Annotated in this window: 19 protein-coding genes; all 19 read right to left on the bottom strand. The window is 64.8% G+C overall.

Annotation, left to right across the window (positions count from 1 at the left end; genetic code table 11):
- Window positions 1–2: 2 nt before the first annotated feature.
- The gene (locus GLR48_RS14775; RefSeq protein WP_237062565.1) at window positions 3–335 is read right to left on the bottom strand and encodes a DUF2190 family protein; all 333 of its coding nucleotides are present in this window, start codon (window positions 333–335) and stop codon (window positions 3–5) included.
- A gap of 86 nt (window positions 336–421) precedes the next feature.
- Window positions 422–1,297 carry a phage major capsid protein gene (locus GLR48_RS14770; RefSeq protein WP_237062563.1) on the bottom strand — a complete coding sequence of 292 codons (876 nt, stop codon included), beginning with the start codon at window positions 1,295–1,297 and terminating at the stop codon, window positions 422–424.
- A 2-nt stretch (window positions 1,298–1,299) separates the two neighbouring features.
- Entirely contained in the window at window positions 1,300–2,475 is a 1,176-nt protein-coding gene (locus GLR48_RS14765; protein ID WP_237062561.1) for a Clp protease ClpP, read from the bottom strand.
- Window positions 2,476–2,531: 56 nt separating this feature from the next.
- The gene (locus GLR48_RS14760; protein WP_237062559.1) at window positions 2,532–3,986 is read right to left on the bottom strand and encodes a phage portal protein; all 1,455 of its coding nucleotides are present in this window, start codon (window positions 3,984–3,986) and stop codon (window positions 2,532–2,534) included.
- Entirely contained in the window at window positions 3,983–4,183 is a 201-nt protein-coding gene (locus GLR48_RS14755; RefSeq protein WP_237062556.1) for a phage head-tail joining protein, read from the bottom strand. Before GLR48_RS14755 ends, GLR48_RS14760 begins: the two co-directional genes overlap by 4 nt.
- Window positions 4,180–6,273, bottom strand: a complete 2,094-nt coding sequence (locus tag GLR48_RS14750) for a phage terminase large subunit family protein (protein ID WP_237062554.1) — start codon at window positions 6,271–6,273, stop codon at window positions 4,180–4,182. The genes GLR48_RS14755 and GLR48_RS14750 overlap by 4 nt, the downstream gene beginning before the upstream one ends.
- Window position 6,274: 1 nt before the next feature.
- Window positions 6,275–6,907: a hypothetical protein gene (locus GLR48_RS14745; RefSeq protein WP_237062553.1), complete on the bottom strand. Its 633-nt coding sequence runs from the start codon at window positions 6,905–6,907 to the stop codon at window positions 6,275–6,277.
- A 457-nt stretch (window positions 6,908–7,364) separates the two neighbouring features.
- The gene (locus tag GLR48_RS14740) at window positions 7,365–8,000 is read right to left on the bottom strand and encodes a hypothetical protein (protein ID WP_237062552.1); all 636 of its coding nucleotides are present in this window, start codon (window positions 7,998–8,000) and stop codon (window positions 7,365–7,367) included.
- 169 nt (window positions 8,001–8,169) lie between these two features.
- Window positions 8,170–8,844, bottom strand: coding sequence for a hypothetical protein (locus tag GLR48_RS14735; protein WP_237062549.1), 675 nt, complete (start codon window positions 8,842–8,844; stop codon window positions 8,170–8,172).
- On the bottom strand, window positions 8,841–9,509 hold the full coding sequence (locus GLR48_RS14730) for a hypothetical protein (protein ID WP_237062548.1): 669 nt from the start codon (window positions 9,507–9,509) through the stop codon (window positions 8,841–8,843). Before GLR48_RS14730 ends, GLR48_RS14735 begins: the two co-directional genes overlap by 4 nt.
- 214 nt (window positions 9,510–9,723) lie before the next feature.
- Complete coding sequence (locus GLR48_RS14725; protein ID WP_237062546.1) at window positions 9,724–10,344, bottom strand: hypothetical protein; 621 nt, start codon at window positions 10,342–10,344, stop codon at window positions 9,724–9,726.
- Window positions 10,341–10,817, bottom strand: coding sequence for a hypothetical protein (locus GLR48_RS14720; protein ID WP_237062544.1), 477 nt, complete (start codon window positions 10,815–10,817; stop codon window positions 10,341–10,343). Before GLR48_RS14720 ends, GLR48_RS14725 begins: the two co-directional genes overlap by 4 nt.
- Window positions 10,817–11,188, bottom strand: coding sequence for a hypothetical protein (locus GLR48_RS14715; RefSeq protein WP_237062542.1), 372 nt, complete (start codon window positions 11,186–11,188; stop codon window positions 10,817–10,819). Before GLR48_RS14715 ends, GLR48_RS14720 begins: the two co-directional genes overlap by 1 nt.
- Complete coding sequence (locus GLR48_RS14710; RefSeq protein WP_237062540.1) at window positions 11,188–11,388, bottom strand: hypothetical protein; 201 nt, start codon at window positions 11,386–11,388, stop codon at window positions 11,188–11,190. The genes GLR48_RS14715 and GLR48_RS14710 overlap by 1 nt, the downstream gene beginning before the upstream one ends.
- Window positions 11,389–11,488: 100 nt before the next feature.
- Window positions 11,489–11,917: a hypothetical protein gene (locus tag GLR48_RS14705; protein ID WP_237062539.1), complete on the bottom strand. Its 429-nt coding sequence runs from the start codon at window positions 11,915–11,917 to the stop codon at window positions 11,489–11,491.
- Window positions 11,914–12,210: a hypothetical protein gene (locus tag GLR48_RS14700; protein ID WP_237062538.1), complete on the bottom strand. Its 297-nt coding sequence runs from the start codon at window positions 12,208–12,210 to the stop codon at window positions 11,914–11,916. Before GLR48_RS14700 ends, GLR48_RS14705 begins: the two co-directional genes overlap by 4 nt.
- The gene (locus tag GLR48_RS14695) at window positions 12,203–12,448 is read right to left on the bottom strand and encodes a hypothetical protein (RefSeq protein ID WP_237062537.1); all 246 of its coding nucleotides are present in this window, start codon (window positions 12,446–12,448) and stop codon (window positions 12,203–12,205) included. The genes GLR48_RS14700 and GLR48_RS14695 overlap by 8 nt, the downstream gene beginning before the upstream one ends.
- The gene (locus tag GLR48_RS14690) at window positions 12,441–13,295 is read right to left on the bottom strand and encodes a helix-turn-helix domain-containing protein (RefSeq protein WP_237062536.1); all 855 of its coding nucleotides are present in this window, start codon (window positions 13,293–13,295) and stop codon (window positions 12,441–12,443) included. The genes GLR48_RS14695 and GLR48_RS14690 overlap by 8 nt, the downstream gene beginning before the upstream one ends.
- Window positions 13,292–14,068: a DNA-methyltransferase gene (locus GLR48_RS14685; protein ID WP_237062535.1), complete on the bottom strand. Its 777-nt coding sequence runs from the start codon at window positions 14,066–14,068 to the stop codon at window positions 13,292–13,294. Before GLR48_RS14685 ends, GLR48_RS14690 begins: the two co-directional genes overlap by 4 nt.
- Window positions 14,069–14,218: the final 150 nt, after the last annotated feature.

Raw genomic sequence — 14,218 nt, 5'->3', positions numbered from 1 at the left:
CGTCAGACCGAGATGCCGTTCAGGCGCACGCGACCGATATCGGACGGGTTGGCCGCGATCTCGATCGCCACACCGATCAGGCTGTTGCCGGTCGCGACCGAGGTCACCAGCTTGGCGGTGTCATCCCAATATACCTTCTGGCCGACCGTCCAGGCCTGAGCCGCGAGCTTCGGCAGATCGAAGGCACCTTGCGTGATCAGGACAAGGTCTTCGCCGACCGCGGCGGCGTTCTGGCAGACGCCGAACATCGCACCGATCAGCATGGCCGCGCCGGACACGGCGGTGACGGGGGCGGGAAGATCGATCTTCTCGCCAGAGTAGACGTAGTTTTTCATGGGGTGATCCCTTCAGGGTCAGAGGATGGGGCGACACGGCCGGGGGTGGCCGTGTCCAGTCAGAGCGAGGCTCCAATCAGGCGGCGTTAGGCGCCGGCGTTCTTGTAGAAGGTGCGCCAGTCGAGCGGGCTGACACCGGCGTCCATGCGGACCTTCATTTCGACACCGTCGCTACCCCACCTGTCTTTCTCTTCCAGGTACGGTTCCTGCTCGCCATCGAGGTAGGCCACCTCGATCGTGTCGTAGGCTGCAGGATCCGCTACAAGGTACCAGGCGGTGCCTTCGAGCCGCGCGTCGACGATCAGTTCCAGCGCGCCGGCCACGGGGTTCATCGCCATGCCCTTGGTGGCCGTCGGATCGACGGCGGAGAGCAGCAGCTGGCGGGCGACCATCTCGAGCCCCGCGCCGACGATCAGGTAGCGCGGCCGCACGTTCAGCACCTCGTCGCCAGACTTCTGCGTTTTCATCGCAGCGATCGCCGCCGACAGGGATGCCACTGACAGCGCGGCACCGGCCGCGGCAAGGTTGCCGTGATCGGCACTGAACAGGGCCTTGCCGTCGCTCATCAGCGGGTTGCCCGACAGCACGCCGTAAACCAGCCCGCCGATCGTGCGGCGCGCAGCGCGGCCCATCTTCATCGGGATCCGGTCCAGCACAGACAGATCGTCGTTGATGATCGCCTGCCGGGTGATCCGGAAGAGCTTGCCATAGGTCGCGAGCGCAATCTTCTCGGCGCGGTCGCCGACGGTGCCGTACTTGTAGTCGGCCCCTTCCGGCACCTTCGGCAGCCGCTCGAAGAAGCCCGCATCGATGCGCTTGGCCTCCTTGAAGTCCGGCAGCGTGCCGGTGACGGTCCAGGCCTCGAACGTCTCGTCCGCCTGCTCCCAGCCGCGCAACACCGAGGCCTGCGCCACGTTGGACAGGATGTTCGCGAAGTCGCTCGTCGTGTGCGCGCCCGCCATCGTCAGCGCGCGGCCGCCATCGTCAGCGCGCGGCCGACCATGTCCTGACGGCTGCGGTAGGTCTGCCGGTCGCCCGCGGCGGCCAGCGATTCCTTGGCCATCTCCGACAGTGTCAGGCTGCTGAACTCGTTGCGCTCGCCGTCCTTGTTGTGCGCTTTGGCCAGGAGCGCCTTGGTCACGCCGGTGACGAACTTGTCGCGGGCGTCGGCGGTAATCGTGGCCGACGTGCGGCCCGGCATCGGCGTGTCGGTGTCACCCTTCGCCTTCCAGGCGGCGGTGATCTTGTCGGAGGCCTGCTCGAAGGTCATGTCGGACTCGATGAGCTCGTCCGCCATCTCCGCCGGCAGGCCGGCAGCAGCCACAGATGCCGTGATCCGGCGGCCGCGGGCACGTTCCGCCATGATGGCGGACTTGCTGTCGGGCGCAGGCGGCGTCTGGCTCTGGGTATCGACCGGGTTGGGGCTCGTATCGTCGACCACTGCTGTGGCGCCGGGCTTGGGGGGCATGATGGGGTCCTCTTGTGTTGCGCGGGGCATGCCCGCAAAAATGGCCAGCGCGGCCGCTTTGCTCTTGCTTGAGGCAAGAGGTTTCGATGCCTCGCGCAGCTCCTGCGGCGCGTGGGCGTAAATCCGGTAATCGAAGGTCGCGGCGATCGCCGATTCCGTCGCGGCGTCATGTTCGGTGGCAAAGCCTGCCGCGACGGCTGCGGGGCCGTCGTAGACCGTCTCGGCGGACATGATCGCCCGGGCGGCGTCGCGGCTGATGCCGGCCCGCTTCCCGTAGATGTTGGCATAGGCGCCACTGACAACGCGGAGTTCAGACGCGAGGCGCACATGATCGGCCTCGGTACCGCGACCGTCGGTAAAGGGCTGCGCCGGATCGTGGATCAGCATCCACGCCCCCAAGCGCATGGTGATCGTGTCGCCGGCCATAGCGATCAGGCTGGCCGCAGACGCTGTGACGCCATCGATAATGATGTGCACGGCATCCGGATAATCGACCAGCATCGTGTAGATCGCCTGCCCTTCGGTAGCGTAGCCACCGCCCGAGTTCAGCCGCACCGTCAGCGGGCCGGACCGGTTCGCCAGCATCGTGCGGACGTCCTGAGCATTGAAGTAGTCTTCATCCCAGAAGTCGCCGCCGACGCTGCCGTAGAGGTGGATTTCGTTCTCAGGCATTTTCGCCCTCCTGTGTGGGGTCGCTCTGGCCATCTGTGGTCGGCTGGCCTTGGGGTTCAGGTGACGCGGTTTGCGCCACACCGGAGATCGAGACGTGGCGCGGGTCGGTGTCGAAGATCATGCCGGCCTTGTCCGCCGCCTCGGCGTCCGCGATCTGCTCTTCCAGCACGCGCTCCGGATCGTATCCCATCTCGCGGATGCCCTCTGACCGGCTGGCGAAGCCGCCGCGCACCTTGTCGCGTAGGGCGGTGATCTCGCGGTTCGGGTCGATCAGCATGCGCCGCGGCGGCACCCATTGCAGCTTGACCTGCCGGGCCCGGACCGGGTCGGCGATGGCCCAGGCCTCGTCGAACCAGGCCGGCCAGCGGCTGCATCATCTGCGGGATCAGTAGCAGCCACTGCCAGGCGCTGACGTTGCGATCCATCTCGAGCCGTCCGATGCGGGCTGAGGAAAAGTTCACCCCAGTCAGATCCCCGGTCAGTGCTTCGTAGGTGACGCCGATGCCGGCGGCGACTGTACGCGACACCGAGCGCGTGAACTCGTAGTAGCCCTGCACGCCCGGGGGTTCGGCGAAGCGGATGTCCTCACCGGGGGCGAGGTTCTGGATCCTGCCCGGCACCAGCGTGGACAGCCCGCCCGGATCCGCAGTTGCCGCCGGCGTTTCGCCGTCGAGGTTGACCCGGAACGCCGCAAAGCAGGCGGCGATCTTCTGGCGCATCAGCTGCGCGTCCTGATGATCCGCCATGTCCTGCAGCGCCAGCGCCACGGGGGCGAACCAGCTCACGCCGCGCATCTGCCCCGGACGGTCCTGCCGGTAGATGTGCAGGATCTCTGACGCCGCCACACGGCGCGACGCCCGGCTGAGGTTGCGCCAGCCGCGGGCGCCTGGATGCTCGCTCAGCAGATGATAGGCCACACGCCGGCCGATCGCGTCGTACTCGATGCCGTCGCGCACCACGTTGCCAGCCTCACCCTTGCCGAAGGCGAAGGAGTCGAGGAAGTCGATCTCGATCACCTGGATCTGGAACGGCAGGGCGAACCCGTCGCGCCGCTCGCGCCGCCGGCGCCGGATCAGCACCTCGCCGGAGGCCACGAGCGCGTTCACCACCAGCCGCTGCAGGCCGTAGAGATTGTTGCGACCGTCGGCGTTGATGTCCGTCGTGTCGAAATGCGCCTCAATCAGCCGCAGGGCGGCCTCTCGCTCGCCCTTCTTCTTGGCGATCACCTTCGGGATGATCCCGTCGCCCACCACGTTGGATGCGATGACCTGCTGTGCCCGGGTCGCCAGTGGAGAGTTGCGCACCATGTCGAGGGCAATGCCCGACAACCGCTGCCGGCTGGCCGCCGCGGCATCCGCATCGGTGCGGGTCGCCCGCCAGGACGTGCCACGGTTGCCCGGCTGCGTCGCCTCATAGTGCGCAGTCAGCCGCGTGATGGCCGCACGCGCAGCGATACGGCGCGCACCCGAGACAGGTGCGACGCTCATGATGGCCCGATCCAGCCAGTTCATCTGTACGTGGACCTCTGGAATGTCGGATTCACATGGGTCACGCGCCGCGGCGTCAGCTGGGCCTCGACCAGGCGGATCATCTTCAGAAGTTCATCGACAGACCGATATTCCACGGTCTGGCCGTCGTAGGTCACCCGCGTGACACCGCTGGCCGCAGCGGCGCGCAGGGCTGTCAGCTGGGCAGCGGTGTAACTCATAGCCAGTCCTTTCGGGTCTTGATCCATGCCCCGCCGGTGTCGGCGGCATCAGGTTTGGTTGGCGCAGGTGCCGGCGCGTTGATCTGGTCGACCGTCGGACCCATCCGCTCCGGTTCAGCAGTGGCGGCTATCGTCGTATTGGCAGGTGCGGTCGCAGCTGGCACTGGCACGACGTGCAGCGTGGTATCGAAGAGGTCGCCCTGCGGTACTGCGGGGGCCGCGGCACGCTCACCCTCCAGCACCGCCCACTGCTCGTCCGTCATCGTGGTCCAGCCTTTGCGGCGCGCGGCGGCTTCGGCGTAGTTCATCGTGTCGAGGCCTTCGTTGCGCCGGCTCGGTTCCACGAGGTCCCACCTACTGGTGACCACGCCGCTCGGCGTGCGCTTCAGCACGCGGATCTCCGACGTGATCATCCGGAAGAACTCGTCGCCCAAGCCCGCCGCAACGTGGCAATAGCCCCGCTCGAGGGGGTCTTCCTTGGCCAGCCAGGCGTAGAAGTCCGCCTTCATCTGGCTGACGTTGAGGTTGAACGCCCGGTTCTGCGCCCGCTTGGCCTTGCCGTCCTTGCGCCGCTCGAACCGCATCGGCCACATCACGGGGCCGGTCTGTGACCCCGACCCCTTCACCAGGATGACCCGGCTCCAGGGGTGCCGCTTGCCGTAGGCCCAGACGGCTTCCGTATAGGTGCCGACGTCGATCGCCATCATGTCCAGCGGCACCGTCAGTCCGGCCTCGGTCCGGTACCCGGTCTTCAGGATCGCATCGAGCGCCACCCGGCATTCATCGTCGTCGATGTGGTGCGGGATCACCACGTAGTCGATCGACCAGCGCTGGTAGTTCCGCCCGAAGGCGACAAAATGCACCTCGGTCCGGTCGAGCTGGCAGTCGACGCCCGCCGTGAAGATGAAGCCGCGTGCGGGCAGAATGCCCCGCGGCAGCACCTCGCCCGCGGGCGCATTCTCGACCCGGTCGCGCAGGATCTCCCAGTCCGGCCCCTTGCTCGCCTGCACGTGCGGCAGACCGAGGACGTCGTTGAAAAAGGTCTGCTCGGTCTCGGCCTCGACCGCGTCGCGCAGCGACTCTTCGCCCTCGCCACTCAGGGCGACCGAGGTCCAGCCCATGACGCGGGCATACTCAATCGCGATCGAAGCCCAGTCCCGCTGCGGCGCATAGGCCCGCCACAGGTGGAACCCCGGATGATCGCCGCCCGGATTGCCCGCGATCCAGCGACCCGCGCCGACCATCGCTTCCTTGTGCGCGTGACTGATCACCGCCCCGCAGCTGTCGCAGGAGAATCCGGCCGCATGCAGCCGCGCGGGATCGAGGTTGCGCTTGAAGTTCTCCCAGGTCAGCGGTGCTGCGTGGCCGCAGTGCGGACACGGCACGTAGTAGAGCCTGCGATCACTGCGGGCGTAGGCCTTGCTGATCCGGCAGGTGCCGTGGATCTGCGGCGTCGAGACCCGCAGGATCTTGGCGTCCTCGAACCCTGAGGCCCTTGAGGTGGCCATCGCCTCCGGGTCGCCCTTCTGGCTCATCTCGAACTTGGCCAGATCGTCCATGATCACCAGCCGCCGCGACGTGCCGGCCAGGTCATCCGGCGATCCGGCCGAGGTCACCTTCAGGCTGCCGTTCCGGGTCAGGGTCTCCTGGTTGAACTTGGCGTCCTTCTGGTCACCGCCGCGCCCGTTGCCGAAGACCGCGATCAGCCCCGGGGCCTGCCGGCGCATCGGCAACCATTTGTTGTCGACCCACTCAGTCGCCGAGCTCGACGTCGGATGCACCACCAGGCTGTCGAGCGGTCCGTATTCATGCCAGGCCCCGATCACGGGGTTTACCACCGAGACCGTCTTGCCCCACTGGGCGGATCCGCGCAGCGTTACCTCCCGGCTGGGGTGCTCCGGCGACAGGACCTCGTGGATCTCGCGCAGGAACGGAAACCGATCGATCCGGAACGGCCCCGGCATCGGCGAGCGCTCGTCGAAGACGATGTTGTCCTCGCACCACCGCGTGATGTCCGGCGGCGGTGGCGGACGCAGTGCCTCGGCCACCGCCTGCGTGACGATGGATTCGGCAGACCTCAAAAAACCCATCTCAGAAGTCCGCGGCCCGCTCGGCGTCGGTCATCGGAGCTTCCTCTGCCTCCTCTGCCAGCGCCTCGGACCGCACGGCCCGGTGGCCGCGCCAGGTGTCGAGCAGGATCTTGCGGGCCACCTTGTAATCCACGCCCATCGTGTCGGCGATCTTGCGCGCCGCCTCGCGCAGGACGGTCTCGAAACCCGCGATCTCCTGCGCCACGATCCGCGCCGTCTGCCGCGCCGCTTCCGCTGCCAGCACGAAGCTGCCTTCGTCCAACTCGTTCTGCCGCCGGGCCCGCCGCGCTTCCTCGGTGACCTTCTGCGTCCGGGCCAACTCGTAAAGGTCCGGATCGTTCGGTCGCAGGGGCGTGTCCGATCGCTGGCGTGCCACCGGCGCCCGGTCATCGTCGCCATCGTCGCCCGCTCTGACAGCCTGGATGGCAACCTTGGTCCGCGACCCGTTGCCCAGCATCTGCCCTTGGTCGAGGCGGCGGCCCAGAGCATCGGCGCATTTGCTCAGATCGAACCGGCGCTGCCGTCCGGACCCGGTGTAGCAGCCCTCGAGCTTGCCTTCAGACACGTACTGACTGACCCGACCGGTCGTCACCTTTAGCGTCCTGGCAAGATCAGTGGTGCTCAGCAGGGTCATGATCTCCAGTCCAACTGGCTAAAGTTGAGGATAGTTGAGGCTTATCGGTTAGTTGAGCCGCGCGAAACACATGCGCTCCGCCCGCCCGTATACGCTCCGAACCCGGGAAGGACCCAAGGGCCGGGGGTATGCGGTGGGCTGAAACGAGACGCGCCCGCACGGTTAGTACCGGCGGGCGCAGATGTTCTATTGGGTTCTTGGCTAGGGGGGATGAATTTCCCGGTCAACAAGTTTTTCAAAACTGAACCCCCAGCGCTCCGTTTTGGCTGCTTCCGAACTCAGATGGAGGTCAACTACGCGGATAAAGTTACCGTTATAGTTCCGGTCTCAATCTCGGCTACGGGAAGGGGAACGAGAAAACAGTTGCAAGCAAGGCTTTACCGGTTTGCCACATGCAGCGAAAACAAAACAGCGGTAACACGCGTTTCTGATAAGGGCCCCGTGGAAATAGAGATTATTATGCAACTCTGAGAGCCTCGTTATCTACAACATTTAGTAGATAATTTGGATTCGAGACCCAAGCGGCCACTGCATCCGCAATCTTTTGAGCCTGTAGTTGGGTAAGAGTCTGGTGTGTCAACATGACTTCCTGAGTGCCATAGTTCACACCAACCGCGTTCTCTGACCTAGCTTTCTCATCTGCAATAGATTGCCTAACTTTTCGCTGTGCTTCGCTTTTGTAAGTAAAGTTTGTATCCGCTCCCTGCCAAAAACTGCCCTCAATATCTATGCGTGAAAGCAACGAATTAGTTGTTGTCTGCACTGTGTCGCGATTGAAGATCAAACGGGTAAACTGCGAACCTTTTGCCCTCAGCTTTTTATCGCTTCGCCTTGAGAAAAATATTGGAATAGCAATAGAAGCGCCCCACCCAACCAACAATAAAGGGACATTTATATCTCCACCTGTAAGAATCATCGAAAGTGCCGCGCCGGGCCACCATCCCAAAAATATCATCCATGCTGCGAGTAATGGCCCAGCTGCGGCCCATCCGCCGACCGCAGGTGTCGCGTGAATCCTAAAGTGCATGGTCACTTCGTCGTCCTTGGTTCTCTCAAGAATAAATGGTTTTTCAGCTAAAATTGATTTCGCCATGGGAATCTCTAAAGGACTGGGAGCACTGATGTTTGGTCAATAACTCGCACCAAATATCTTGTCCAGACTATTACTGGCGGCTCGAAAGAACAAACAGCATGCTTCAGTGACATGGTAGCACAATCTTAGAGCTGACATTCATTCAGGTAGCACCAAGCGACCGCTTTGATCATGCGGTTACCTTCCAGGGTTCGCGAGGCGGCATCGTTGCCGTCACGCTCCAGGCCGAAAGATCACCGCCAAGCTGGAAAGTATTGCGCAGCTCGAGCAGGGCAGACCACCACAGCAGCCAGGCACGGCGCTTTGCTGTCACTTCAGCCACCCCGCCGCGGATGTTAACCGGGCAATATCTGACCTCTTCAAATCGGTTGCCGCCCTTGCGGGTGGTATATGGCTGGTGTGGCCAGCCCCCTGCACCCAGCTCTGCCGCATCCGCCGTGACAGCGTAGCGTCCGTATCTGCTGGTCCCCCACTTCAACGGTTCGATCCACGTCGGCACGTGCCACTCCGGCATCATCCCCGCTCGCGCCAGCTCCGCGATCGTCACTGCCATCCGCGCACCGCCACACCCTTCCGGCAGCACCGCCACTGCCGCCGCCACGAGGTCGGCATCCGGATGTGGATCTGACCGGCCACCGCCGTCAATGCGGCAGCCGAGCTGCTCGTGCTGGGCGATGATGCTGGTCATGCTGGCGTAGCCGTAGCCATGGCCCAGCCGATCGCGTCCGCCCCCGAGATCGAGCTGCGCGCATTCGGTGCGGAAGGCCCAGACCAGCAGCGGCCAGATGCCGATATCCTGTGCGGCACCGCGCGACGCCCTCGTGAAGTCCCGTGCCATCATCATGCGCTCTGCTCCAACCGCTTGTCCTGTCCTGCTTTGACGATTTGTGCCACCGCCTGGCGGTCGCGCTGGTAGGCTTCCAGCCAGGCGCGATCCTCCGCCGTCGCCGTGTCCCGGTCGATCCGGCTCTGCACCAGCTCGATCTGGCGGTTCGCCTCGATCCCATCCTCGCGGATCTTGTGCATGTCGTAGGGCAGCGGCGGGCGACCCGTGCGGCGTAGGTGCCGGAACAGTTCGACCTCGAAACCGCCGGCCACCGCGGGTGGTCCCTCGATCGACGCCAGCCAGCTGGTTACGATCGGCATGTCTGTCACCGGTGGTGTCTGCAGTGCCTTCGCCTCCGACAGGATCGCCGCCTCCGGCCAGACGCCATGGCGGGGGCGACCGGCACCGGCCGCGTTGCAGATCATCAACTCGGCCAGGGTCAGCAGGTTGTCAGGCTCGAGGTAGGCCAGCCGGTCGCAGAGCCGCCGGCGCATTGCCTGGTAATCTTCCAGCGTCATCAGCGACCCGCCATGCCGGGGCCGCTGCATCCCCGCCTCGTCGATCCGGTCCCAGAACAGCGCCTGCACCCGCGCGCGCGCCTCAGCCCGCTCCACCGCCGCCGCACTCAGTCCCGCTCTCGTGGTCGTCGTGCTGACCGTATCACTCGCTTGTGTCTGCATCATCGGCCCTTCTTTCTCTCAGCCCTGCTTCACCTGCCACCTTTTCCGTCCCGCCGTTTCGTGGCGGTTTCGTATCTATCTTTTCATTTCATATCTTCTCTTCTCCTATACGCAGAACTGTTCCAATCCGTGCGGAACTGTTCCGTTCTGTTCCATTCCGTTATTGGAACGTGTCAATCTGTGGTGGTAACGGAATGACGGTCTAAGCCGCTGTTATCTAACGCCTCGGGTTGAACCATCCCTGCGCGGCGGCATGCTCCATCACGCGCTGGAAGGCGGGCGTGCGTCGCTGGCCCTTGTGATGATCCGCGAGCCACTGATCCATGCGCTCGATCAGGACGTCGTCGGACAGCACCGCCTTGTGCACGCCGAGCTTGGCCAGCTGCTCGCGCATCCGCACGAGCCGCATCGTGACGGCCTTTTCCGCGTTGCTGGCCTCTCGCGCCTGCCGCCGCCCCAGCGCATCGAGGGCGACCTCGAGCACGACCGGATGGAACAGGCGGACCTCGTCGTCGCAGAGGCACTTTTCCCAGTGCCGCAGGGGACCGAACTTCATCCGCCGCAACTCCATCCACCGGTCCGGATGCAGCCGGAGCATGTGCGCGAGTTCGCCGTCGTCGGCCGGCAGCGTGCCAACCGGGCGCTGGGACTGGGCCATGAAGCACAGGTTCATGAAGTAGCACTGTGATTCCGGCGTGGCCTTGCGGTACATCGTGCTGTTCAGCCAGCGGACATGGTCCCACATCGTGAAGAAGTGCCCGGCCATGCGGACCTCGCGCCCGATCGGGTAGTCCGGCAGACCGGTCTCAGGGACGGCATGAAAGTTAAGGGCGTTCATACCGTCACCATGCTTTCCACCGCGGTCCAGACGCCTGTCTGAGCGGCGGCCTCAAAAATCCGCATCCGCGCGGCGCGCCAGGCCGGGTGGTTGACCACATGTGGCACCCGGTGCCGTGCGAAGAGGTAGGCGTCGAGCTTATCCACGAGGTGCAGCCGGACCCGGTCATCGTCGTCCAGCGGCACGAGAAGGCCCATCGCCGCCAGCGCGCGATGTTCCGCAGCGGCATGGTCTTCGATCAGGTCCCCCGCCTCTTCCTTCAGCCAAGCCGGCAGATCGCCAACACGGAATTCGCCCATATCGTGGGTCACAGCTGCCCGGAGCAGCTCAGAGGAATGATCCGGCCACAGGACGATAACCAGCAGCGCGCAGCGGCCTTGATGGCCGCAAATCGGATCGTCGTGCACCGCGAGGTCCGGGTGCGTGTGCCAGCGGCGCGTGAACGATCCGCGCCAGATATCGAGGGGTTCCATCACGCCGCAGCCTCCCGCGCTTCAAGGCGCCGGGCCAGCGTTTGCAACCGGCTGCGCACCGACACCAGCTTACGCCCGAGCGCCCGCGCAATCTCAGTGATCGAAGCGCCGGAAATCCGCAGCGCCTCCGTCTTCCGATCTTCCGCCGCAGTGAACAGGCGCACCAAGTGATTGCCGCGTCGCACGACCTTCGTGCGGTTCAGCCACACGATCGATCCGCCATCAGGCACGACGCCCTGAGCCAGACAGTGATACTCGACAGCACCGCGCGTCATCCCGAGATCCTTTGCGATGCGCGACAAGCCTTGCCCTTGCCACCGCCGATCGACCGCGGCTGCGATCGTCGCGTCGTCGTACTTGCGGCCCGGCATCAGACGACCTCCACAGACTGCGCTGCGGCGGCGGAGGCGAGCACCGCCTTGATCCGCGAATTCCGCGCTGTGGCGCGGCCTGCGACATGCGCAAAGTCGCATTCGATCTGCAGCGGCAGCGCCTGCCCCGTGGCGTCGATTGCCCCCAGAAAGCAGCCATACGCGCCCGGCGTAGACGGGTTGCCGTCAACCACTTCCAAGATCCGAATGCACTGTCGGTCAGCACCATGCGCAGACACCCAGGCGCGGGCAGCGTGAATTCGGCAAGAAGGCCCCGGTCCGGCTTCCGTCGATCGTCAGTCATGAGTGATCCTCCCTGTTCACGTCCAGTTCGCATGTCGTGGTGAAGGCTTCCGCCAAGTTGGAGACCGGCGCGTGGCCATTGGCCCGCTCTGCCAGCGCCACGCCGTATCGATGGGCGTTCATCGCGTTCGCCGCTGCCCGCCAGTCATGCCATCGGAGCCCGGCGTGCAGCACGATCAGCCCCGCCCGACCTCGGACGCAGTCGCTCAGATCACCCCGGACGGTGGTGAGGATCTGCAAGCTTCCGGTCGCAACCGACAGAATGCCGAACTTCTCACTGGCCACTCCGACGTCGTCGCCCAGTGCTTTCGAAACGCCCCAAGCCTCGCGGCGGGCATCCACGGAGGGCACAAGGTAGATCACCGACTGACCCTCGCGGGCCAGCAAGACGGCGCGTGCTAGGCAGGGCAGGATGACACCGATCATGCGCGCACCGATGCGGGTGTTATCGCAAGCGGTTCGGCCGCAATCGCGCGCAGCTGCGCCATTGCATCAGGCCGCTTGACAGCATAGGCCACCACACGGCCGCAGAGATCTCCATTCGGAAAGGCCGCGAGCCAGTTGCTCCACGTCCAGGCAGCACCAGCGACGCGGACGACCTCGACGACGGTCTGGTAGTCTTCCGGCCACATTTCTACCGTCACGCGGATGACGGTGCCGAGCGGTATCGGGCAACCTTTGCCGTCGTGCATGATAATGGGACCGAACTCCTCAGACATGCCGCGCCCCACGCAGAAGGTCCGAAAGATCAAAGAATCCGGCGGCGCGAAGCCGGGGATGTGCGTCGCCGCCGCCGGTGCCGATCGAGGGGTGGGACCCCGACCAGCTGCCAGAGACCCTGCCACGTGCTGCTATCGCACGGCGGGTCACCTGAGAGGTTCCCAAGCTCAGCACGCCATAGACGTCACCGACCTCGGAAAGGAAAACTGGGGCAAAGTTGCGTTCGAGGTCAGACATTGGCCCGCACCTTCAGCTCACGCACCAATGCATTGATTGCCGCCTTGTCGTTCCGGTTTGGGCACAGCGCCTGCCAACGATCTGTGACGTCCGCCGTGTCGAGCTTCATCGCCGCACCAATCTTTGCGGCGCTTTCGCCGCGCACGAAAGACAGCGCAAGGATCAGGTCGCGCTCGAGCGTCCAGACCTTGCTCTTGCCGAGCTGGTCGAGCCGCTGCGCGATCGTCTGGTTCGGTTTGCTCTTGGCCGTAAGTTTTGGGGTGGCATGTGCCGTCGAGCGTGACGGCACCGACGCTACTGGCAGCGCTTGGTCGCACGGCACTTTGCCGCGGCGCAGGCCGAGGCGGAACGTCTTGTTCGACACCTGCTTGGCCGACTTGTTCAAGGCCCGCGCAATATCGGCGGGGCTTTCGCCTGCGGCAAAACGGCGGCGGAGATCGATGATCTCTTCAGGCGACCACTCCCGGGCCAGCGCCGCCCGGTTGTCGATCACGGGCGCTGGTCCTGCATCGGATTCGGGTTCCTCCGCCGGCGCGTGATCATCCTTCTCGACAGGATCGATGGACGGCACCGCGTCAGCGCCGGCGGAAACATCGGCCGCAGCAACATCCTGCGCGACGTCATTCAGCAGCTCGGCAGCAATTCCGGCCTGCGCCCCGCCCTGCATCTGCACGACCAGCGAGACGCTGGCGGGATCTACCTGCAGCGCCACGGCATAAGGCGCATCGGCGGCGCCGCCCTTCAAAACGTGCCTCGCCAGCAGCAGCACCTCAAGCCGAAGGGCCGCAGCGGCGCAGATCTCCGATTGCCGCTCGATATGGCCTTCGAGGATGTCCAGATTCGTCATGCCTGTTCCTCCGGTGAGGGCGACGTCGCAAGGGCAGCGCGCACGCGGGCCACGGCGACGTCAAAATGGTCGGGGTTGATCTCGATGCCGACGCCGTGGCGCCCTGCCTGTGCGGCCGCGACCAACGTGGCGCCGGTGCCCATGAACGGGTCCAGCACCAGATCGCCGGGCGGCGTCGAATTCAGGATGTACTGCGCCATCAGGGCGACCGGTTTTTCGGTCGGGTGCTGCGTAGCCTTGGCGGCGTTCAGCGCGAATGACTGCTTCGACCCGCAGTCGTTGATGACCTTGGCGCGCCCCTTCCAGAGGTACAGCGTGAACTCGAGGTTCTTCATGTACCAGCGGTTGCGGGTCACGCGGATCTTGTCCCAGACCAGCAGGTTGTGGAATTTCCAGCCGGCCCCGGTGAACCCGCCGTGGGCGGCGAACAGGTTCTTGTCGTTCGACATGATGTAGGCATCGGCGTCCGCTTTGCAGGCGCGGAAGATCGGCCCTCCGATCTCCGACCAGCGCACCGTGTCCATCAGGTTGCCGCCGTTATCATAGGCGTCCTGGGCAAAGATGCCGCCCATGACCTGCACGGCATTCCTGCCAGAGGTCAGGACATAGGGCACGTCGGTGACGACACAGTCCGCGATGCCCGGCAGCGTCGGCAGGATCTGGCGTGCATCGCCGAGGTAGAGCGTGATCGGGCCGACCTCGACGCGCTGCAGCCAAGGCGCAGTCGGGGCAGATGCAGTGACATCCGCCGAAATAGGAACCGTACCCGTCATACTCGAGCACTCGGAATGCGGGGGGCACGTCGATGCGACAGCTTGGCCCCCCGGTCAGGCCCCGGACCTCTGGGTCTTTTAAGGACGTCGCGACGTGGGGTTTGCCGAAAAAAGCGGATGCGGCGGCGGGTAGACGCCGACCGCATCCGT

Origin of the sequence: Loktanella sp. M215 (assembly GCF_021735925.1) — a bacterium.
Lineage (GTDB): Bacteria > Pseudomonadota > Alphaproteobacteria > Rhodobacterales > Rhodobacteraceae > Loktanella.
The sequence above is the reverse complement of the archived record's forward strand: the minus strand, read 5'-3'. Positions and strand labels throughout refer to the sequence as shown.